This window comes from Lelliottia sp. SL45, from assembly GCF_026672535.1.
Lineage (GTDB): Bacteria > Pseudomonadota > Gammaproteobacteria > Enterobacterales > Enterobacteriaceae > Enterobacter > Enterobacter nimipressuralis.
In genome coordinates, this window is sequence record NZ_JAPPRH010000002.1 from 339934 (window position 1) to 360392 (window position 20459).

26 protein-coding genes and 1 pseudogene are annotated in these 20459 nt (G+C 53.2%); 19 read left to right on the plus strand and 8 right to left on the minus strand.

Going from position 1 to position 20459, the window contains the following annotated elements; genetic code table 11:
• The first annotated feature begins 96 nt into the window (after positions 1-96).
• The 7 genes from OVA10_RS05465 (at position 97) to coaD (ending at position 7913) form a co-directional block, all read left to right on the plus strand.
• Positions 97-1467, plus strand: a complete 1371-nt coding sequence (locus OVA10_RS05465; protein ID WP_181827112.1) for an O-antigen ligase family protein — start codon at positions 97-99, stop codon at positions 1465-1467.
• A gap of 146 nt (positions 1468-1613) precedes the next feature.
• Complete coding sequence (locus OVA10_RS05470) at positions 1614-2597, plus strand: glycosyltransferase (protein WP_142503664.1); 984 nt, start codon at positions 1614-1616, stop codon at positions 2595-2597.
• 8 nt (positions 2598-2605) lie between these two features.
• Entirely contained in the window at positions 2606-3577 is a 972-nt protein-coding gene (locus OVA10_RS05475) for a glycosyltransferase (protein WP_100778193.1), read from the plus strand.
• A gap of 18 nt (positions 3578-3595) precedes the next feature.
• On the plus strand, positions 3596-5230 hold the full coding sequence (locus OVA10_RS05480; protein WP_100778194.1) for a sulfatase-like hydrolase/transferase: 1635 nt from the start codon (positions 3596-3598) through the stop codon (positions 5228-5230).
• Positions 5231-5385: 155 nt separating this feature from the next.
• Positions 5386-6660 (plus strand): lipid IV(A) 3-deoxy-D-manno-octulosonic acid transferase, encoded by a 1275-nt coding sequence (gene waaA / locus OVA10_RS05485; protein WP_100778195.1) that lies wholly within the window; start codon positions 5386-5388, stop codon positions 6658-6660.
• Positions 6660-7430, plus strand: a complete 771-nt coding sequence (locus OVA10_RS05490) for a glycosyltransferase family 2 protein (protein WP_268195556.1) — start codon at positions 6660-6662, stop codon at positions 7428-7430. Before waaA ends, OVA10_RS05490 begins: the two co-directional genes overlap by 1 nt.
• A 3-nt stretch (positions 7431-7433) precedes the next feature.
• Positions 7434-7913, plus strand: a complete 480-nt coding sequence (coaD, locus tag OVA10_RS05495) for a pantetheine-phosphate adenylyltransferase (protein WP_268195557.1) — start codon at positions 7434-7436, stop codon at positions 7911-7913.
• A gap of 1 nt (position 7914) precedes the next feature.
• On the opposite strand, the gene mutM is transcribed toward coaD, so the two are convergent.
• The 4 genes from mutM to radC form a co-directional block, all read right to left on the minus strand.
• Positions 7915-8724 (minus strand): bifunctional DNA-formamidopyrimidine glycosylase/DNA-(apurinic or apyrimidinic site) lyase, encoded by an 810-nt coding sequence (gene mutM / locus OVA10_RS05500; RefSeq protein ID WP_102105071.1) that lies wholly within the window; start codon positions 8722-8724, stop codon positions 7915-7917.
• A gap of 73 nt (positions 8725-8797) precedes the next feature.
• Complete coding sequence (rpmG, locus tag OVA10_RS05505; RefSeq protein WP_003024094.1) at positions 8798-8965, minus strand: 50S ribosomal protein L33; 168 nt, start codon at positions 8963-8965, stop codon at positions 8798-8800.
• Positions 8966-8987: 22 nt separating this feature from the next.
• Entirely contained in the window at positions 8988-9224 is a 237-nt protein-coding gene (gene rpmB, locus OVA10_RS05510) for a 50S ribosomal protein L28 (RefSeq protein ID WP_002436699.1), read from the minus strand.
• A 216-nt stretch (positions 9225-9440) separates the two neighbouring features.
• Positions 9441-10106, minus strand: a complete 666-nt coding sequence (gene radC / locus OVA10_RS05515; protein ID WP_102105072.1) for a RadC family protein — start codon at positions 10104-10106, stop codon at positions 9441-9443.
• A gap of 170 nt (positions 10107-10276) precedes the next feature.
• Between radC and coaBC the strand changes: the two genes are divergently transcribed.
• From coaBC to slmA, 3 genes are all read left to right on the plus strand, one after another.
• A complete protein-coding gene (gene coaBC / locus OVA10_RS05520; protein WP_184957401.1) occupies positions 10277-11488 on the plus strand; it encodes a bifunctional phosphopantothenoylcysteine decarboxylase/phosphopantothenate--cysteine ligase CoaBC in 1212 nt (403 codons plus the stop codon).
• Positions 11466-11924 carry a dUTP diphosphatase gene (gene dut, locus OVA10_RS05525; RefSeq protein ID WP_164971809.1) on the plus strand — a complete coding sequence of 153 codons (459 nt, stop codon included), beginning with the start codon at positions 11466-11468 and terminating at the stop codon, positions 11922-11924. The genes coaBC and dut overlap by 23 nt, the downstream gene beginning before the upstream one ends.
• A gap of 117 nt (positions 11925-12041) precedes the next feature.
• Positions 12042-12638, plus strand: a complete 597-nt coding sequence (slmA, locus tag OVA10_RS05530) for a nucleoid occlusion factor SlmA (RefSeq protein WP_100778201.1) — start codon at positions 12042-12044, stop codon at positions 12636-12638.
• Between the two features lie 60 nt (positions 12639-12698).
• Here the strand turns inward: slmA and pyrE are convergent, their stop codons facing one another.
• Positions 12699-13340, minus strand: a complete 642-nt coding sequence (gene pyrE / locus OVA10_RS05535; RefSeq protein WP_129035847.1) for an orotate phosphoribosyltransferase — start codon at positions 13338-13340, stop codon at positions 12699-12701.
• Positions 13341-13469: 129 nt separating this feature from the next.
• The gene (rph, locus tag OVA10_RS05540; RefSeq protein ID WP_100778203.1) at positions 13470-14186 is read right to left on the minus strand and encodes a ribonuclease PH; all 717 of its coding nucleotides are present in this window, start codon (positions 14184-14186) and stop codon (positions 13470-13472) included.
• A gap of 125 nt (positions 14187-14311) precedes the next feature.
• Here rph and OVA10_RS05545 point away from each other — a divergent pair, with 125 nt between their 5' ends.
• From OVA10_RS05545 to OVA10_RS05565, 5 genes and pseudogenes are all read left to right on the plus strand, one after another.
• Complete coding sequence (locus OVA10_RS05545; protein WP_102105075.1) at positions 14312-15175, plus strand: YicC/YloC family endoribonuclease; 864 nt, start codon at positions 14312-14314, stop codon at positions 15173-15175.
• 190 nt (positions 15176-15365) lie between these two features.
• Complete coding sequence (locus OVA10_RS05550; RefSeq protein WP_202783020.1) at positions 15366-16631, plus strand: tyrosine-type recombinase/integrase; 1266 nt, start codon at positions 15366-15368, stop codon at positions 16629-16631.
• 93 nt (positions 16632-16724) lie between these two features.
• Positions 16725-17699 (plus strand): hypothetical protein, encoded by a 975-nt coding sequence (locus OVA10_RS05555; protein ID WP_268195558.1) that lies wholly within the window; start codon positions 16725-16727, stop codon positions 17697-17699.
• An 80-nt stretch (positions 17700-17779) separates the two neighbouring features.
• Positions 17780-17998: a helix-turn-helix transcriptional regulator gene (locus tag OVA10_RS05560; RefSeq protein WP_202783016.1), complete on the plus strand. Its 219-nt coding sequence runs from the start codon at positions 17780-17782 to the stop codon at positions 17996-17998.
• A gap of 235 nt (positions 17999-18233) precedes the next feature.
• Positions 18234-18347, plus strand: a pseudogene (locus tag OVA10_RS05565) (DUF4222 domain-containing protein); the annotation flags it as partial.
• A gap of 74 nt (positions 18348-18421) precedes the next feature.
• Here the strand turns inward: OVA10_RS05565 and OVA10_RS05570 are convergent.
• Both OVA10_RS05570 and OVA10_RS05575 read right to left on the minus strand, forming a co-directional pair.
• Positions 18422-18664, minus strand: a complete 243-nt coding sequence (locus OVA10_RS05570) for a hypothetical protein (protein WP_202783014.1) — start codon at positions 18662-18664, stop codon at positions 18422-18424.
• A gap of 3 nt (positions 18665-18667) precedes the next feature.
• Entirely contained in the window at positions 18668-18979 is a 312-nt protein-coding gene (locus OVA10_RS05575; RefSeq protein ID WP_202783012.1) for a YlcI/YnfO family protein, read from the minus strand.
• A 208-nt stretch (positions 18980-19187) separates the two neighbouring features.
• Between OVA10_RS05575 and OVA10_RS05580 the strand changes: the two genes are divergently transcribed.
• From OVA10_RS05580 to OVA10_RS05595, 4 genes are read left to right on the plus strand one after another with little or no spacing between them, the layout of a single operon-like run.
• Entirely contained in the window at positions 19188-19391 is a 204-nt protein-coding gene (locus tag OVA10_RS05580) for a host cell division inhibitor Icd-like protein (protein ID WP_268195559.1), read from the plus strand.
• Complete coding sequence (locus OVA10_RS05585) at positions 19384-19563, plus strand: hypothetical protein (RefSeq protein ID WP_268195560.1); 180 nt, start codon at positions 19384-19386, stop codon at positions 19561-19563. Before OVA10_RS05580 ends, OVA10_RS05585 begins: the two co-directional genes overlap by 8 nt.
• A 37-nt stretch (positions 19564-19600) precedes the next feature.
• Positions 19601-19822, plus strand: coding sequence for a hypothetical protein (locus OVA10_RS05590; protein ID WP_268195561.1), 222 nt, complete (start codon positions 19601-19603; stop codon positions 19820-19822).
• On the plus strand, positions 19819-20445 hold the full coding sequence (locus tag OVA10_RS05595) for a hypothetical protein (RefSeq protein WP_268195562.1): 627 nt from the start codon (positions 19819-19821) through the stop codon (positions 20443-20445). The genes OVA10_RS05590 and OVA10_RS05595 overlap by 4 nt, the downstream gene beginning before the upstream one ends.
• Positions 20446-20459: the final 14 nt, after the last annotated feature.

A 20459-nucleotide genomic window follows, 5' to 3' on the forward strand; every position in this document is an offset into this window, starting at 1 on the left:
CCACGCTTTTATTCCCATCGGATATCCGTGGAATTATCGTATAGCATTGTTAACTAACCGGTATAAAAGCCTAAATCCTTAACCAGTACCATAAATATGACAAATATTCGCAACATCCTGACGGGCCTTTTAGTACCGGCTGTACTGGCTTTGTGTTTTGTCTGGCCAATCCCGAATGACCAGCTTCCTTTTCACCGCAATGGCCTGATCTATCCCATCATCGCTGTGACCCTGGGTCTCTTTTTTAGCTCAAGCTCGGCGAAGAAAAACCTTGACGTCAGCAAAATCAAGTTCGTTCTCATCGCGATATGGGTATTAACTTTCTATATCTTGATTAACGGCTTTTTTGTCGCGCCTGATATAAAAGAGATGGTATCGACGTGGGATGGGCAATGGTTGCGCCCGGTATTACTTTTCTGCGCAGGTCTGGTGTTAATCCCGGCCATTCAAACCCAGTATCCTTCTATTTCAGCCGCACGCTATTTCACGCTGATCGTTCTCTTTTTCTGGGGCGTAGTCTGTATTCATTTACTGGATACGATCTGGCTCTACTGGCGCGACGGTGTGATCCATTGGGGCGAAACGCGGATTGTATACAACCGCACGCGTATGAGTTTCCAGGTGAACATGATCACTGGATTCCTGATAGCGGAACTGTTAGCGCGCGGCTTACTGCATCAGCGTTTTTTACGCCTCAAAACACCGTTCCTGGCCTTCATGCTGGTCTGCAACCTCATCTGCACAGCGCTGGTTGATACGCGTTGGGGCACCATCGGCCTGGTCGGCAGTCTCTTCTCGACCTTTGTCCTGCTGAGCCTGCACAGCATGCGTCGTAGTCGGGTGATACTCACTGCGGGGATTTTAGGCATCATTGTCGCCTCCTCGGCCTTACTGGGCTATGCATCCTGGAAAACCGATCCTCGCTGGCAAAGTCTGGAAACCGATGCAGTCACCGGCTGGAACGCTCCCTTCACCAGTTTCTGCTACAACAAGACTAACGGGACCGTCCCACGTAACGAACTGGGCCGCCCGATGAACCATTCCAATGGTTGTCGCGCCAGCTTCTTCCATCAGGGCTGGAAACTGGTTGCTGAGCATCCGGCAGGAATGGGACCGCGCAAAGAAGCGTTCCGCTACGTGCTGCGCCGCGATACCCAGGACAACCGCATTAACATTCCTCACAGCCACTACGGTCTCATTGAATTCGGCATCCAGAACGGGATTGCCGGGATTGCGGGCTGGCTGATTCTGCTGGCAGGCTGCTGGTACGTTGGCTGGCGTGAATTCCGTCATGGCAATACCATGGTCGGGATGTTCTTGCTGCTGTTCACTATCGGTTTCTTCTCCCGAACCATGGTCGATCACAACCTGAAAGATCACTATCTGGAGCAATATCTACTCTTGACCGGGCTGCTTATCGGGATGTGCGCACTGCGTACGACTAAAGGCACAGAGCCCCTCTCCTGAGTACAAATATCGTGCGCCAGTGCCAGTCCGCACTGGCGCACGTATTTCCACCCGAACTCTTTAGCCTGTCGGCTGTCGAATTGCCATCGCACGTTACGGTTGAATACGCTGATCGCTGCAGCACCGCAGAATAATACGGAGTAAGCATGTCTGGAACGCCTCAATTAAGCCTCATTGTCGCCGTATATAATGGTGAATCTTTCCTGAGCGCTTTTTTTGACAGCATTAAGAAACAGAATCTGGAAAGCCTGGAATTGATCGTGGTGAATGACGGTTCCACCGATAATTCTGCGGACATTATCGCGCGCTACGCCAGTGAATTTAGCGATTTTCAGGTCATCGATCAGCCCAACGGCGGCGTCTCTGCCGCCCGTAATACCGGTCTTGCGGTCGCGAAAGGTGAGTATGTCGCTTTCCCGGATATCGACGATGTAATCTATCCCGGCATGTACCCGCGACTGCTGGAGCTCGCCTTTGCCGGAAACCTCGACGTTGCCACCTGTAACGGCACCTACATTTACGATGATGGCCGCCCGTCGAAGAAGATTTTTCCATCCGATAAGCTCGCCTCCACGGACGTTCTCGATGGCCCTACATGGCTACAAATGGCGCTGGAGTCGCGTAAATTCCTGCATGTCACCTGGTTGAATATCTATCGCCATGCCTTTATCAAAGAGCAAGGGTTTACCTTCGAGCACGGTCTGCGCCATCAGGATATTCCGTGGACAACGGAAGTGCTGCTGACCGCCAAACGCGTTCAGTATGTGGATGAAGTCTTTTACGATTATCTGATTCACTCAGCGTCGGTTTCCCATACGCCGGGCACCGACGATACGCGGATGCGCTCATCTCGCCATTACATGAAAATACTGGAGATGCTGGAGGCGATTAATCAGCGCCATCCAGAACAGGTTAAGCGCGTCCCGGCCTGTCACTGGCAAATCGCCAAAGAGGGTTTGGGCATTCTGCACAGTATTAACAATATCGAAGACAAGGCGAAAAAGCGCGAGATTACCCAGGAGCTGTTCGATCGCGGTATCTGGTCAATGATCTGGAAAAACGCGCGCGGCTTGCGTCAACGCTGGCGTCTGGGACGTCGCTACTTCCGTCTTAAAAAAATTCTCGGCTAACGGACATTATGAGCAAACTCAAACTACACGCGGTCTCCCGCGCTGATTTTATTGCTAAAAATTACGCAGATTTCCAGACATTGCTGGATAACCGCGTAAACCCGGACAGCATCCCTGAGCGTTTTTATTGTGGTGGCCGCGGCGGATGGACTTTCCAGACGACGCTGGCGCTGAAACACTATTACGGCGATGACATTGAGTGCTCGTTTGGCTCAGAGTGTCGGGCTGATGCCATCAACCTGATGCATAACGATGACTTTGGCTCACGCGTAAAACCGTGGCGCGGTGTGACCGTGGTAGCGCGTGCCGACCGTCCGCCGGTCATCGGTGCTGATGTCGTGGTGGATCAGAACCCTGAAGTCGATGGTCACAGCAATCGTATTTTCGTACCGTACTGGCCACAGCCCGGTGTAAAACCTCGCGAACGCACGGATGAAACCGTCAAAACCGTGGCCTTCTTTGGTCGCGTCGACAGCTTCCCGGAAGCGTATCGCGAAGGCAACTTCAAACAGCGTCTGGCGGAACAAGGTATCGAATTGCGCATTTCATTCGATAACTGGACGAACTACCAGGATGTGGATGTGTGCATCAGTTTCCGCAAATCGCACGATCACAAACTCGCCCGCAAACCTGCCAGTAAGCTCATCAACAACTGGCTGGGTAAAACGGTCATGGTCTGTGACGACGAGCCCTCTTACCGCGCTATCCGTGAGTCTGAACTGGACTATCTGATCGCTAAAACCCCGGACGAAGCGTTCGAGGCCATTATGCGCTTAAAAAATTCTCCTGAGCTGTATCGTCAGATGCGTGAACAGGGTGATAAACGTCTGCAGGTCTATTCCCGCGAAGCGGTTGCCGCCCGCTGGTATGCCCTGTTTGAGGATATCTGGCGTAAAGGATTGCACAATCGCCCCACACTGGTTCGCGCACTGCGCTTTGGATTTGGTAAAGCCATTCGTCCGCTGACTAAAAAGTTCTGAGTTAGATTGAGTCTGAACATGTTTAAAACATCTACACAATCATCACTCACACCGCGCCGCAATCTCCTGCGCACGCTGGTGTTGACGCTGGCTTTCCTGGTGCTGTTTTCGCTTTCCGAAATCATCATTCTGTTAAAAGACCACGTTTACCAACCCAAAGCCGGGGACATCTCGCTATATCTGATCATTTCGCTGTTAGCGGCGGTGAGCGCTCGATTCTTCCTCACGCGCCTGCTGCTGGCGGTGACGTTTATCGTTCAGATCTCAGAAGCGGTCTACTATCAGTTTTACGGTCAATTCTATGGCCCAAGCGAAGTCTGGCTGGCGTTCGTTGAAACGAAAGATATCGCCAGCGGGATCACCGACAGCCTCGGCTCGCTGGGCATCTACTTTGCGATCATGATCGTGGCGGTTGTGTTTGCTCTGGTCTTTACCCGCCGGATGGCACCGCAGTGGCATAAATGGCTGGCAATGCCGTGCCTGCTGGCTATCGTGGTGATGTTCGCGGGCCAGTTCTACAAAGCGATCGACGGGCAGATGTATAAATTCAACCCGGATCTCCGCCACTCGCTGCTGCGTAATGGTCTGTCTGCCATGAGCTTCAGCGCCATACGCCTGATACCGGAAGCCCTTTCCGGTGAAAACCAGAGCGTCACCCATTATGAGCCGTACCAGGTTACACCGGTAGAAGGTTCCCAGGCGGGCAAATACTCCATCATTCTGGCGATTGGCGAGAGCCTGAACCCGCACCACGTTAGCGCGCTGGGTTACGATCGTGATACCACGCCGGAACTGAAAGCGCTGATGCAGCAGTATCAGGGGTCTGGTCGTTTGATCGTCTCCAACGCCGTCTCGACGCGCGTCGCCATTCCGATGCTGGTGAATAACCTGCGCGAGCCAGATAACTACGGCGCGTATAAATCGAAATCGACCAATATCTTTGCCAATGCGAAGAAACAAGGTTATCAGACCGCATTCATCTCCGCGCAAGGTCTGGAGGGGCTGAGTAACTGGATCGGCATCCACGATATTGATCTGTGGGAAGACACGCAGATCCGGCCGGCTCCTGATGTCGGCGCAGACGTTGTGCTCACACCGTCAGTGGAAAAAGCGACGCTGGACTGGAACAAACCCTTCCTGATGGTACTTAACAGTCGCGCGCCGCACATTCCTTACGAGCGCAACATTCCTCAGGGCTTCGCCAAATTCTCTTCGCCGCGCCTGAACGATGATGTTGCACAGAAGAAAAATGAGTACGACGATGCCGTGCGTTTGTACGATAAAGAGCTGGCCTCTGCGATTCGTACTACCATGGCGAAATCCAAACTGCCGGTGCTGGTGTTTATCACCTCGGATCACGGGGAGCGCGTGGGCGATGGCGGATTGTTCGGCCACTCCGTCGTTGAGATGCCGATCGCTCAGGTGCCGTTCCTCTATTTCAGCAACGACCCGGCCTATTCCATGAAGGCGATTAGCCCGCAGATCCCGCTGAACCACTTCCAGGTGGCGACGCTGATCAACAAAATGCTGGGCTACTCGGTGAGCAACCCGAATCAGAAAGACGACAGCTTCTTTATCACCGGCGGCGATATTCGCGGCCTGTCGGAGCGGGTGACCTATCATCTGAATGCACTCCCTGAAGCAGAGCGTTAATTCGCAAGAGACAAAACGGGCAAGCAATTGCCCGTTTTTTTTTGGGAAAATGAATGCAACACAGCCAAATGCACGAGCAAAAACGCCAAAGAGATAGCTTTAAACCGCCTAAATGCTTAGAATTTGCCCGCCGAAACTAAAAAACGGATAATCGCTTGGAATTGTTGTATACCGCCCTGCTTTACCTCATTCAGCCACTGGTGTGGCTGCGACTGCTGCTTCGTAGCCGTAAGGCGCCTGCGTATCGAAAACGCTGGGCTGAACGTTATGGCTATTGCCGCAATAAAGTCGCCCCGGACGGTATTTTACTGCACTCCGTATCCGTCGGTGAGACGCTGGCGGCGATCCCGCTGGTACGCGCCCTGCGCCACCGCTATCCGTCATTGCCTATCACCGTCACCACGATGACCCCGACCGGCTCCGAGCGCGCCATGTCGGCCTTCGGTAAAGACGTGCATCACGTCTACCTGCCGTATGATTTACCCTGCGCTATGAACCGCTTCCTCAACACCGTGCGTCCAAAGCTGGTGATCGTGATGGAAACCGAACTGTGGCCAAATATGATTTCCGCCCTGCATGCCCGTAAAATTCCGCTGGTCGTGGCGAACGCCCGTCTGTCGGAGCGTTCGGCGAAGGGCTACGGCAAGCTGGGCAGCTTTATGCGCCGCCTGCTGTCAAAAATCACGCTGATCGCCGCGCAAAACGAAGAAGATGGCGCGCGCTTTATCTCCCTTGGACTGAAGCGCAATCAGCTCGCCGTCACCGGCAGCCTGAAATTTGATATTTCCGTCACGCCGGAACTCGCCGCCCGCGCAGTCACGTTACGTCGCCAGTGGGCGCCGCGTCGTCAGGTGTGGATTGCCACCAGTACTCACGACGGCGAAGAAGAGATTATCCTGCAGGCCCATCGCCAGCTGCTGGCGAAATTCCCGGACCTCCTGCTGATTCTGGTCCCTCGCCATCCGGAGCGCTTCAAAGATGCACGTGAAATGGTGCAGAAAGCCGGATTTAGCTTCACCCTGCGCAGCAGCGGTGAGATCCCGTCTGGCAGCACCCAGGTGGTGATTGGCGATACGATGGGCGAACTGATGCTGCTGTACGGAATTGCCGATCTGGCCTTCGTCGGCGGAAGCCTGGTTGAGCGCGGCGGTCACAACCCGCTGGAGCCGGCCGCACACGCGATTCCGGTGCTCATGGGTCCGCATATTTTTAACTTCAAAGATATCTGCGCTAAATTGCAGCAAGCCGACGGCTTAATTACCGTAACGGATGTGGATTCTGTCGTGAAAGAGGTTTCTACTCTGCTCACCGACGAAGATTATCGCCTGTGGTATGGCCGCCATGCCGTCGAAGTGCTGCATCAGAACCAGGGTGCCTTGACCCGTCTGCTGCAACTTCTGCAACCTTATCTGCCTCAGCGGAGTCACTAATGTCGACGCGTCTGTCGGTCATAATGATCGCCAAAAACGCCGCTGACCTGCTTCCGGACTGCCTGGCGTCTGTCGCCTGGGCCGACGAAATTGTCCTCCTCGATTCAGGCAGCGAGGACAACACCACGGAAATCGCCCGCGTTGCGGGAGCGAAAGTCTTTGTCGATACAGACTGGCAGGGTTACGGCATTCAGCGCCAGCGCGCGCAATCTTTTGCCACCGGTGACTACGTGCTGATGATCGATACCGACGAGCGCGTCACACCGGAACTTCAGCAGTCTTTACAGTCCGTACTGGCGACGCCCCAGCCTGGCGCCGTTTACAGTATCGCCCGCCAAAACTATTTCCTTGGTCGTTTCATGCGCCACAGCGGCTGGTATCCAGACCGCGTGATGCGCCTGTATGAGCGCGAGCGCTACCAGTACAACAGCAATCTGGTGCACGAGTCGCTGGAGTGCGCGAGCGCAAAGGTCATCCCGCTGTCAGGCGATTTACGCCATCTCACCTGCCGGGACTTTGCCAGCTTCCAGCGCAAACAGCTCAGCTACGCAACCGCATGGGCGCAGGAGCGTCATCAGCGCGGCAAGAAAGCCTCGATTGCCGGAATATTCGCCCACACGCTGGGGGCGTTTCTCAAAACGCTGATACTGCGTGCAGGCGTGCTGGATGGTAAACAGGGCTGGCTACTGGCAGTGGTGAATGCGCAGTATACTTTCAACAAATACACCGAGCTGTGGGCTTTAAACCGCGGCTACTCAGAGAAAGTGTGAGCCATGAGCACAAAAGCGATTTATCCGGGTACCTTCGATCCGATTACTAACGGTCATCTTGATATCATCACCCGCGCAGCGAGCATGTTCGGGCGGGTGATTCTGGCCATTGCCGCCAGCCCAAGTAAAAAGCCGATGTTCGATCTGGATGAACGCGTCGCGCTGGCGACCGCTGCGATTGCGCATATGCCAAATGTGGAAGTGGTGGGTTTTAGCGATCTGATGGCGAATTTCGCCCGCGCACAGCAGGCTACTATCCTGATTCGCGGGCTTCGCGCCGTGGCCGATTTTGAATATGAAATGCAGCTGGCGCACATGAACCGTCATCTGATGCCGGAACTTGAAAGCGTGTTCCTGATGCCGTCAAAAGAGTGGTCGTTTATCTCATCGTCTCTGGTAAAAGAGGTGGCGCGCCACGGGGGCGATGTGACGCACTTCCTGCCAGCGAACGTCCATCAGGCGTTGATGGATAAGCTCAAATAATTCACTTCTGGCACTGGCGGCAGTAAAACGTCGCCCGCTGCGCATGTTTCGACGCCACTATCGGCGTGCCACACACTCTGCACGGCTCCCCTTTTCGACCATACACCTGCAGCTCCTGCGCAAAATAGCCCGGTTTACCGTCGCTTTGCAGGAAATCCTTCAGCGTGGTTCCTCCTTGCTCGATCGAGCGCAGCAGGACCGCTTTAATCACCTTCACCAGCAATGTGCACTCTTGATCGGAAAGCGAAGAGGCGAGCCGATCGGGATGGATCCCGGCAGCAAACAGGGATTCACTGGCATAAATATTACCGACACCCACCACCAGCTTGTTATCCATCAGCCAGGGTTTAATCGGGGTTTTCTTCTTCGCGCACTTCGCCTTCAGGTAGTCGGCGTTGAAATCCGAACTGAGCGGCTCAGGGCCAAGATGGGCCAGCACGTTGTGCCCTTCCAGCTCTTTGGTCCATAGCCATGCGCCAAAGCGGCGAGGATCGGTGTAACGCAACACTTTGCCGTTGCTCATCACGAGATCAACGTGGTCGTGTTTTTCGGCGGGTAACTCTTCAGTGAGAATTCGCAGGCTCCCGGACATCCCCAGGTGGATGATGATCCAGCCATCGGGTAATTCCAGCAGCAGATACTTGGCGCGACGCTGCACGCTGAGCACAGGCTTATCACTGAGAGCGTGGATCTCATCGGAAACGGGCCAGCGCAGGCGGCCGTTACGGACGACAGCGTGAAGAATGGTTGCACCCACCAGATGAGGCTCAATTCCACGGCGGCTGGTCTCTACCTCAGGTAATTCAGGCATGTTTCCTCCATTGAGATACACAGAATGCAAAAAACCCCGCGATTGCGGGGTTTTTCTTCAAAGAAAACTAAAATTATTTGATTTTAGCTTCTTTGTACAGCACGTGCTGACGGACAACTGGATCGAACTTTTTCAGTTCCAGTTTTTCCGGCTTAGTACGCTTGTTCTTCGTGGTGGTGTAGAAGTGACCTGTACCAGCAGAAGAAACCAGCTTGATTTTCTCACGAATACCTTTAGCCATGATTTATTTCCTCGTTAAGTACTTAGTACTTTTCGCCACGGGCACGCAGTTCGGACAGAACTGTATCGATGCCTTTCTTATCAATAACACGCATACCTTTAGCAGATACACGCAGGGTGACAAAACGCTTCTCGCTCTCAACCCAAAAACGGTGAGAGTGCAGGTTCGGCAGGAAACGGCGTTTAGTCGCGTTCAGTGCGTGGGAACGGTTGTTACCGGTCACCGGACGCTTGCCAGTAACTTGGCAGACTCGGGACATGTCTATTCTCCAAAAATCAAATTAGCTCGAGCTTCGTATGGGGTATCGGCGCCTCGTCAGGCTTTACAGCCCGGTCATCGCGGTTCTAAGCGAACTCTCGATTGCCAGGCCCAAATGCCAAACCCGAGATTCTCAAAGGTGGCGTAGTATACGCTGACTCGACGATGTGCTCAAGTCCCGAACAGACAAAGATCCCGATGGATCGCGCGAAATGGTCTAAATCCAACCATATTCGGCAAAAGAAACATACTCTCCCCGACCGATAACTAAATGGTCAAGCACACGAATGTCCATGAATTGACAGCATTTGATGATACGCTCAGTGATCTCTTTGTCGGCTTGACTTGGTTTAGCGCAACCCGAGGGGTGATTATGCGCGAGGATCACGGCGGCTGCATTCACTTTTATCGCTTCACGCACAATTTCTCGCGGATGCACCTCCACATGACTCAAGGTACCCGAGAATAAACGGCAATGTTTTAGCACCCGGTTTTGGTTATCGAGGAAGATCACCATAAAGATCTCGCGCTCAACATCAGAAAGCTGGCTCTGCAAAAAATCCCGCGTCATTTCAGGGCTTATCAGGGGATTATCCTCAAGCATACGCACGCTGTGATAGCGCCTCGACAGCTCGGCAATCCCTTTTAGCTGGGCAAATTTAGCCACGCCTATCCCTTCGACATGCTTAAATTCTGCAAGCTCGGCGTTGAGCAGGCCGTAGAGCGAGCCAAAATGCTCAAGCAGCTGCTGCGCCAGTACAAAAACACTCTTCCCGGACGTGCCGGTGCGTAAAAAGAGTGCCAGCAGCTCGGTATCCGTCAGAGACGTAATGCCGGAGTGCAGCATTTTTTCTCTCGGCAAGAGCGGCAATGTGAAATCCATATCCCTTCTCCTTTTTTCTTTCATCCTGACACAGGATTCGTGGCCGCTCGACAGGCTCTTATCGTTCTTGCGTAGCGCCTCGCAAAGCGAGGCACGCACAAAATCACGCCACTTTTGGGATTGTGATAAAATGCCCGCTCTCTGGTGAAACCCAACAGGAAAGAATCATGATGAGCCTGGCCGGTAAAAAAATCGTTCTTGGCGTGAGCGGCGGCATTGCCGCCTATAAAGCGCCAGAACTGGTGCGCCGTTTGCGCGAGCGCGGGGCCGATGTGCGGGTCGCGATAACCGAAGGCGGCAAAGCCTTTATCACCCCCCTGAGTTTGCAGGCAGTTTCTGGATACCCGGTCTCTGACAGTCTGCTGGACCCTGCGGCAGAAGCCGCCATGGGCCATATTGAGCTTGGCAAGTGGGCAGACCTGGTGATCCTCGCCCCCGCGACGGCTGATTTAATCGCCCGCGTCGCCGCCGGTATGGCAAACGATCTGGTCTCTACCATTTGCCTGGCCACACCCGCTCCGGTCGCCGTGGTGCCTGCCATGAACCAGCAGATGTATCGCAACGCCGCTACCCAGCATAATCTTGACGTGTTGGCCTCTCGCGGCCTGCTGATTTGGGGCCCGGACAGCGGCAGTCAAGCCTGCGGTGATATCGGCCCAGGCCGTATGTTGGACCCTCTTGCCATTGTCGATATGGCGGCGGCCCATTTTGCCCCTGTCAACGACCTGCAACATCTCAACATCATGATTACGGCGGGCCCCACGCGTGAACCCCTGGACCCGGTGCGTTATATCACCAATCACAGCTCCGGTAAGATGGGCTTCGCTATCGCCGCAGCGGCGGCAAAACGCGGGGCGACGGTCACGCTGGTGAGCGGGCCGGTCTCGTTGCCCACGCCATCGTCTGTGCAGCGAATCGACGTAACCACAGCGCTGGAAATGGAAGCCGCTGTCCAGGCGCACGCGCAAAAACAGCACATATTTATCGGCTGCGCCGCCGTTGCGGATTACCGCGCAGAAACCATTGCTGACGCAAAAATTAAAAAGCAAGGCGATGAATTAACGATAAAAATGGTGAAAAACCCGGATATCGTCGCGGGCGTTGCTGCATTAAAAATGCATCGACCTTACGTCGTTGGATTTGCCGCAGAAACGAATAATGTGGAAGAATACGCCCGGCAAAAACGTACCCGCAAAAATCTCGATTTGATTTGTGCGAATGATGTATCGCTGGCGACACAAGGATTTAATAGCGACAGCAATGCACTGCACCTTTTCTGGCAGGATGGAGAGAAAGTCTTACCGCTTGAGCGCAAGGAACTCCTGGGCCAACAATTACTGGACGAGATCGTTACCCGTTATGATGAAAAAAATCGACGTTAAGATTCTGGACCCGCGCGTTGGCCAGCAATTCCCGCTGCCAACTTACGCCACCACCGGCTCTGCTGGTCTTGACCTGCGTGCCTGTCTCGATGACGCCGTAGAGCTGGCACCGGGTGCCACTACGCTTATCCCAACCGGTCTGGCGATTCACATTGCCGACTCGTCACTGGCGGCGGTGATCCTCCCTCGCTCAGGTCTTGGTCATAAGCATGGTATCGTGCTGGGCAATCTGGTTGGGCTTATCGATTCTGACTACCAGGGTCAGCTGATGGTCTCTGTCTGGAACCGTGGCCAGGATAGCTTCACCATTGAGCCGGGCGAACGTATCGCACAGATGGTCTTTGTGCCAGTGGTTCAGGCAGAATTTAACCTGGTGGAAGATTTTGATGCCACCGATCGCGGCGAAGGCGGCTTCGGCCACTCAGGGCGCAAATAAGCCTAACAGTACGCATCTCACAGCGTAATAACGCGATAACACACCGCAAACAACAGTTTGCGGTCGCTGTGTGGATGCCAGCCGTAAAAGCGCGTATTTTCAGGGGTATTTTGTAACATGGCAGAAAAACAAACCGCGAAAAGGAATCGTCGCGAAGAAATACTTCAATCTCTGGCTCTGATGCTCGAATCCAGCGATGGCAGCCAACGCATCACCACCGCGAAACTGGCCGCCTCTGTTGGCGTATCAGAAGCGGCGCTCTATCGTCATTTTCCCAGCAAAACGCGGATGTTTGACAGTCTGATCGAATTCATCGAAGACAGCCTGATCACCCGCATCAATCTGATTTTAAAAGACGAAAAAGACACGACCGCGCGCCTGCGTCTGATTGTGCTGCTGATTTTGGGTTTTGGTGAGCGCAATCCGGGTTTAACCCGCATTCTGACCGGTCATGCCCTCATGTTTGAGCAGGACAAACTTCAGGGGCGCATCAACCAGCTGTTCGAGCGCATTGAAGCGCAGCTGCGGCAGGTTTTGCGTGAAAAGAAAATGCGTGAAGGCGAAGGTTACGTTACTGACGAAACCTTGCTGGCCGGGCAACTTCTGGCTTTCTGCGAGGGGATGCTCTCCCGCTTTGTGCGCAGCGAGTTCAAATATCGCCCGACGGACGATTTCGACACTCGCTGGCCGTTAGTGGCTGCTCAACTGCAGTAAATCTTATCCGGCCTACGTGATGCGTAGGCCCGGTAAGCGCAGTGCCACCGGGCAATTCACTCAAACGCCAAACGCTTCCCGATACGCCTGCACTGACGCCAGGTGATCCGCCATTTCAGGCTTCTCTTCCAGATAGGCAATCAGGTCTTTCAGCGTGATGATCGACGTCACTTTGCAGTGGTAATCGCGCTCCACTTCCTGAATCGCCGAGATTTCGCCACGGCCACGCTCCTGACGATCAAGAGAGATCAGCACGCCAGCAAGCGTTGCGCCGTTAGCCTGAATGATCTCCATGGATTCACGGATCGCGGTTCCTGCGGTGATCACGTCGTCCACCAGCATCACCCGGCCCTGCAACGCGCTGCCGACCAGGTTGCCGCCTTCACCGTGCGTTTTGGCTTCTTTACGGTTGAAGCAGTACGGCAGGTCACGATCGTGGTGTTCCGCTAACGCCACCGCCGTCGTGGTCGCGATTGGAATCCCTTTATAAGCCGGACCAAACAGCAGATCGAAATCAATCCCGGAATCCACCAGCGCTTCGGCGTAGAAACGGCCTAACAAAGCCAGATCGCGCCCGGTATTAAACAGGCCGGCATTGAAGAAATAGGGGCTTTTGCGCCCGGATTTCAGCGTAAATTCGCCGAACTTAAGAACCTGCTTGTTAAGCGCAAACTCAATAAACTGGCGCTGATAGGGTTTCATGGATTTGCTCCTCATCTTACTTATCATCATTTTGGTTTACGCTACATCATTCACGCCCTATCGGCAGCCGACACAGAGACGGCGCTCAGGATGAAGCATAAAAAAAAGGGCGACAACGTCGCCCTTACATCAATTTTCTAACGCCGCTTTCTGCGCCGCGACAATGGATTCGATTCCCCCTCGGGCTAACGCCAGCAAGGTAAGAAGCTCTTCGTGGGTGAACGGCTCGCCTTCTGCCGTGCCCTGCACCTCAATAATGCGACCGTCTTCAGTCATCACGACGTTCATGTCGGTTTCTGCGGCGGAGTCTTCAACATACTCAAGATCGCAAAGGGCTTCGCCTTTTACAATACCAACGGAGACAGCGGCCACCATCCCTTTCATTGGGTTGGTTTTCAGTTTACCGGCGGCAACCAGCTTGTTCAGCGCATCGGCAAGCGCCACGCAAGCGCCGGTGATGGACGCGGTACGCGTGCCGCCATCAGCCTGAATCACGTCGCAGTCCAACGTGATGGTGAATTCGCCCAATGTTTTCAGATCCACCGCCGCACGAAGTGCGCGAGCAATCAGACGCTGAATTTCCATCGTGCGGCCACCCTGCTTCCCTTTTGCCGCTTCGCGAGCGTTACGGGTGTGGGTCGCACGAGGAAGCATGCCATATTCGGCAGTGATCCAGCCTTGGCCCTGACCTTTCAGAAAACGCGGAACGCCTTCATCGATAGAGGCGGTGCACAGCACCTTGGTGTTACCGAATTCAACAAGCACGGAGCCTTCAGCGTGTATTGTATAGTTACGGGTCAGGGTGACGGGGCGCACCTGATTGGCGCTACGGCCTGCTGGACGCATGATGATATCTCCGGCTTGAAACGAATGTGGCTGCGCATTATACGGATTAAACGCGCTTATTCCTATCCTGAGAAAGCCCCGAAAGCTATAATCCCCCCATCTCTCCTCTAAAAACGGACATGTTTATGATTCGCAGTATGACCGCCTACGCCCGGCGTGAAATCAAGGGTAGCTGGGGTAGCGCTACCTGGGAAATGCGCTCGGTAAACCAGCGCTATCTGGAAACGTATTTCCGTATGCCGGAGCAGTTTCGCAGCCTCGAGCCGGTTGTTCGCGAACGCATTCGTGCTCGCCTGACGCGCGGTAAAGTGGAATGCAACCTGCGTTTTGAACCCGACGCGAGCGCGCAAGGGGAGCTGATCCTCAATGAAAAACTGGCCAAACAGCTGGTGAATGCTGCGAACTGGGTCAAGATGCAGAGCGACGAAGGCGAAATCAATCCTGTTGATATCCTCCGCTGGCCAGGCGTGATGGCCGCAGGAGAGCAGGATCTGGATGCAATTACCACTGAAATTCTGGGTGCGCTTGATGGCGCATTAGATGATTTTATCGTCGCCCGTGAAACCGAAGGTCAGGCGCTGAAAGCGATGATTGAGCAGCGTCTGGAAGGTGTCAGCGCAGAAGTCCTGAAAGTACGCGCGCACATGCCAGAAGTCCTCCAGTGGCAGCGCGAGCGCCTGCTTGCCCGACTCGAAGATGCAGAAGTTCAGCTGGAAAATACCCGTCTGGAGCAGGAACTGGTCCTGATGGCCCAGCGTGTTGACGTGGCCGAAGAGCTGGATCGTCTGGAAGCGCACGTCAAAGAGACCTACAACATTCTGAAGAAAAAAGAAGCCGTGGGTCGTCGTCTCGATTTCATGATGCAGGAATTCAACCGCGAGTCGAACACCTTGGCATCCAAATCAATCAACGCCGAAGTGACCACATCTGCGATTGAGCTGAAGGTGCTGATTGAGCAAATGCGCGAGCAGATTCAGAATATCGAGTAAACATTCAAGAGCTATCGCAAAGACGCAAAAAACCAGAAAAGCCCGCATAAAGTCGGGCTTTTTTGTTATCATGGGCTATCACGAAGAAGCAACAAAGCGCATTATTCCCGTGTACACCTAGGTGTACCCACGGCGTTAGACGCACTCAACTAGGTGTACACCCATTATTAAACGTTTGGATATTCGCAAAATGCCAAAACTCACAGACATGCAGATCCGCGCATGGATAAAGGCCGGGGAGCGATTCGAGGGACGCTCTGACGGTAACGGGCTTTATCTTTCATACCGCGAAAACTACCAGACCCCCGTCTGGCGCTTCCGCTATAAATTCGCTGGGAAACCTCGCGCAATGATGATCGGCTCATATGCCGAGCTATCACTATCAAAGGCCAGAGAGACAGCCAAAGAGCTATCGGCTCGCGTTGCGCTGGGCTATGACGTTGCGGGAGAGAAGCAGGAACGGAAGGCCGAAGCGCTGGCGAAGATGGAAGCAGAGAAAAACGCCATGCGCGTTTCAGAGCTTGCCGCTGAATACTTTGAGCGTCAGATACTGCCCCGCTGGAAGCACCCCGACATACTCCGCCGCCGGATAGACAAGGATATAAATCCCCACATCGGGCGAATGAAGGTGGAGGACGTAAAGCCGCGCCATATTGATGACATGCTCAAGGCTATCGTAGACCGTGGAGCGCCTACCATAGCGACGGACGTTCTACGCTGGACGCGTCGCATATTCGACTACGGAATCAAACGGCACGCATTGGAGATAAACCCATGCTCAGCCTTTGAGGTGTCAGACGCTGGAGGGAAGGAAGTTAGCCGTGACCGCTGGTTAACCCGTGATGAGCTAATCCAGCTATTCAAAGCCATGCGCACAGCGAAGGGATTAAGCCGACAGAATGAGATCACGTTCAAGTTACTGTTAGCATTATGCGTCCGCAAAATGGAGTTATGCGCCGCCCGCTGGGAGGAGTTCGACCTTGATAAAGCCGTCTGGCGCTTGCCAGAGGAACGCAGCAAAAACGGCGACGCTATAGACATCCCATTAGCACCGCCTGCCGTTGAATGGCTGAGAGAGCTTGAAACGTTCTCATGTAATAGCGCGTGGGTACTGCCAGCCAGAAAGATGCAAAACAGGATGATTCCACACATTCAGGAAAGCACCCTACCCGTTGCGCTGGCGAAGGTTCGCGCTGAAATGCCGCACGTGCCGAACTTCACAATTCACGACTTCCGCCGCACAGCCCGCACCCATTTAGCCGCGCTGGGCGTTGATCCGGTAGTGGCTGAAAGATGCCTTAATCACCGCATAAAAGGCGTTGAGGGCATTTACAACCGGCACCAATATTTTGAAGAACGTAAAGCGGCTTTATCACAGTGGGCTGATTTGCTGGTGGCTCTGGAACGCGGCGAAGATTACAACGTCACACCATTGAGAAAGACGAAAGCGAAGTAACAGAACAGATTGAGCCTAGCCCGACGGGGTGAAAAGCGGAATGCCTTACCGCCTGGCTCAATACCTTTAAAGGCGAAGCTAAAAGGCCTGCTTATGAGTAAACAACCAGCAATACCATTACCGCCGATTCATTTCTTTCCTCTCCAGCGAGCTGCTGAGCTTACTGGATGTACGACTGAAGACATTCTTCAGATGGCCTATACCGGGGCAATTGATCTTTGCGTGCTGGTAAGAGATTGTCATGCAATTCTTTCCCTTCACGGTGACTTAAGTGAATGGGGGGGAGATCATGAATGCGCATTCAATGACATAATCCCCGACCGCAGTGAGTTTTTTAATGTCTACGGAACAAGAGTAAATGGTGAGATGGTCATAAAACAGCCGAAACTCCAAGCTCCAAAGGCTATTGGCGATAGAATATTGACTGAAGATGAAAGGATTAGTTACGCCAAGGGGATGGAGTCAGCTCTATCAAATCAGCTAATGGAGTTTAACAGTAAAATATCAGGGTTTTGGCTTTTACCACGATATATTTCTATCGACTTATTTATTGATAAAAAAGCAGATAGCGTGATGCCTCTGCGTCCAATATTTAATCCTCCGCAGGATATCCACATTACGGCAATTCCTGCGCGTCTAACTAATGATGATGGCAATATTTCATTATCGGCAAGAGTTTTAAATATAAACTCAGGAGATGTTTTTATTACACGAGAGGATGTAAAAAAAATCACAGAAACCATCAGTCAAGACAAGACAATGGCTATCCATGGCTTGAGCGATATTCATGAGTTATCAAATGTTGAAGAGCCACATCATTCCGCTGAACGTTTTGCCACGAACAGGGAAGACCTCCTCAAGGCCGCCATACACATTTTAAGCAAATACCCCGATGAATGCAGGGGAAGTAAAAAAGAGATTAGCCCGGAGAAATGGTGTGAAGCACTTCTAAAACATCAAAAGGAAGTGCCCCCACTAATGATAATTAACGAAGAGACGATTAAGAAAAAGCTCAGAGAAGCTGTAAACCTTAAGTGGGTAAGTAATCCTACTGTAGGGGTACAGTAAGATTACTATATCTTATGATGCCTATTCCCACTAACTAACCTTTCCCGTAACACTAGCTATCAACAGGAGTTGCGGGACATATGACGTACAAAGAAGCAGCACATTCAGCCATTCCAACCACAGGATACATCCGCCGTTTCCGTATGCCGGACATGCTGGGTGTATCCATGCCAACAATTGATCGCTGGGTGAAGAACGGCACAATGCCGCGCCCGGTGAAACTCGGAGATAACGTGACCGCCTTTGACGCGGTAGAGATTAATAACTGGCTGGCTGAACGCCGTGGTGAGGTGGCGTAATGCAAAAGAAAAACCGCCCCGTACAGCAGGCGGCTAAGTCAGATATTCGCACGTCTGATATTACGCCGACCACCAGCACCATTCAAGTAAAGCCAGTTAAGGGAGCCTAAAAATAAAACTCGAAAAAAGCCGATTCAATTCGGAGGCCGCCCTGCAATCCAACACCTGTCAGAAGGATATTCTCGCCGTTAATGAAAGCGATATTTCTATTTTAGACGAACATAGAAATGCCTACTTGATCGCCCGCAGCCGCAAGTCCACCAGCACCCCACGCCAGCAGCGGCGCTACAAGGACTCACACGGCGCTATCGTGACCGTTGAGCGCGTCGAGCATAACAGCGTGACGTTCTACCATGACGGGGATCTGCCAAAAGAAAAGGGCGAGTATTCGACACCCGCCCTTTGGTTATGTGCCAGCGTGGATTACTCCGCTGGCTCGTCTGCCTTTGGTTTGCGGCGTTGGCGTGGTTTTAATACCGTGCCTTGTAGTGTGTCGGCTATACGGTCAGCCCGCGCAATTTTGCGCCCGCTGTACTCCGGGTTCCAGCCGTCCCACACCCCCTTAGAATTTAACAGCGCATCTTCCAGAAGGAAGCGCATCGGTTTATCTGGCGAAGACCCGTCTAACTCGTCGTCCACTGGCTTATCGTCTTCTGGCTCGCTCATGGGTCACGCCTCTTGCTCGTCCGCTTTCGGCTTGCGGCGCTTTATTTCAGAGCGTGCCACGTCTACCAGGCGTTTGATTTCCTCGCTGGCGCTGGTGCCGATAGCCTCGACCTGTTCCAGCGCATCGAGGGAGGACAGCAGCGGGTTTTCCGTTGCGCCGTCTGTCTGCCGTCTGGCTATCTCGCTGCGCATGGCAGTAACGATGAATCCGGCGTTGCTTTCGTCTGGATGCTTAACAGATTCCATTCCTTCCATTACGTCATGCGGCACTCGGATAGTTGTCATTTGCGACTTTGCGTTTTTATACACGGACATTGTTAATCACCTTTTCACTGTGTGCATCTCACTATACATAAAAGTGAGATATAAAAACACTTGCAATGTATATCACCAATGCCTAATGTATATCTCATTTTTTTGACTGTGTATATCTCACGAAGAGAGTTAAAAAAACAAAGCCCGTCAGTGCGCCAACACCAACGGGCTTCTAACCACCACCGATAGCAACATTATCGAGGCTGCTATGAAAAAGAGTACCACACACCCGCAAGAGCGGGATTCGCACACCCTGAATAAATTCATCTGGCGCTTTCTGGCGCTGAGTACAGCTAAACCGCGCCTGATTACCATTGAGGCCGAAACCGAAGCGGAAGCCCGGCAGCAGTCCCCCGATGGCTGCGTGATGGTGTTCTCTGCCCGTTTTAGAGCGGGGGTGAGCCATGCTTAACTACTTTCATATCAAAGGTTACGGAGTCAATAAGCGCGGCCTGACCATTGGCATTAACTACCTGATCGCATCATCCAACATGAGAGAGGCAAAGTCGCACGCCATGAACAAAGCGCAGTGCGAAGGGTTAACCAGTGTCGCATTACCCGCGTCATTTCCCCTGCGACGCTAATTACAGCGGGTCACGCCGGAGATATGGAGGTTTCAGCATGAGCCAGTTACAACTGATTGATGCCACCTGTCAGATTGAACAGGCACAGGCTGTTTTATCCATGTGGCTTGAGAGAACCAACGATGAAACAGACCCCGATTTACCGCGCCTTATTGGTTCGATTCTGACGCTGTTACACGGTGTAGCCGAAGCAATGAACGAGGCTGAAAACGAACTGCGTGACCATGCGGCGCGTGAATACAGGGAGGGGAAGGCATGAGCAATGTATTGAACTTTAAATCGGGAAATCCCGACATATTCCACGCCGAAGCCACACCGGACGGCGTGAAAATCATGACCCGCAACGATGCCGGGATTTATGAACATGTTGAGCTTATTAGCTATGAGTGCGCCGTTGCGCGTCTCATTGTTGGTGAGTATGACGGCCAGCCAGGTATCGGACTCGCTATTCATGGAGCCGTTGTTGATGGCGGTGATAACGGCTGGTTCGACTTCACCGCACAGCAGCACCTTGAAATGTGGCGATGGCTGGTTGCCGCTGCCTTTATCTGTGACATGAAGCGTGAGAACGGCACAACCTCCGTCGCCGAGGCTGACGGCACAACGTCACAGGTAGCGATTTACTCAAATGGTAAGACGGGGATTGTGGTTTACCCGTTCTCTGAGCGTCTGGCGATGGCGAACAACATCGAGGGCGGGCTAATTGAGCGCTACGGCATTGAGCAGGGTACAGAGCACGCCATTACGTTTTACACCCGAATGATTGACGCTGATGCCGGGGTTATTTCGGACTTTGGGCGTGAGGTGCTGGCGGAGTTACACGATCACTTTATTGCAGACCTTGAACAGAACGGGCTGCCAGAGCAGCCGATGGCGCACTGAGAGGCTAAATGATT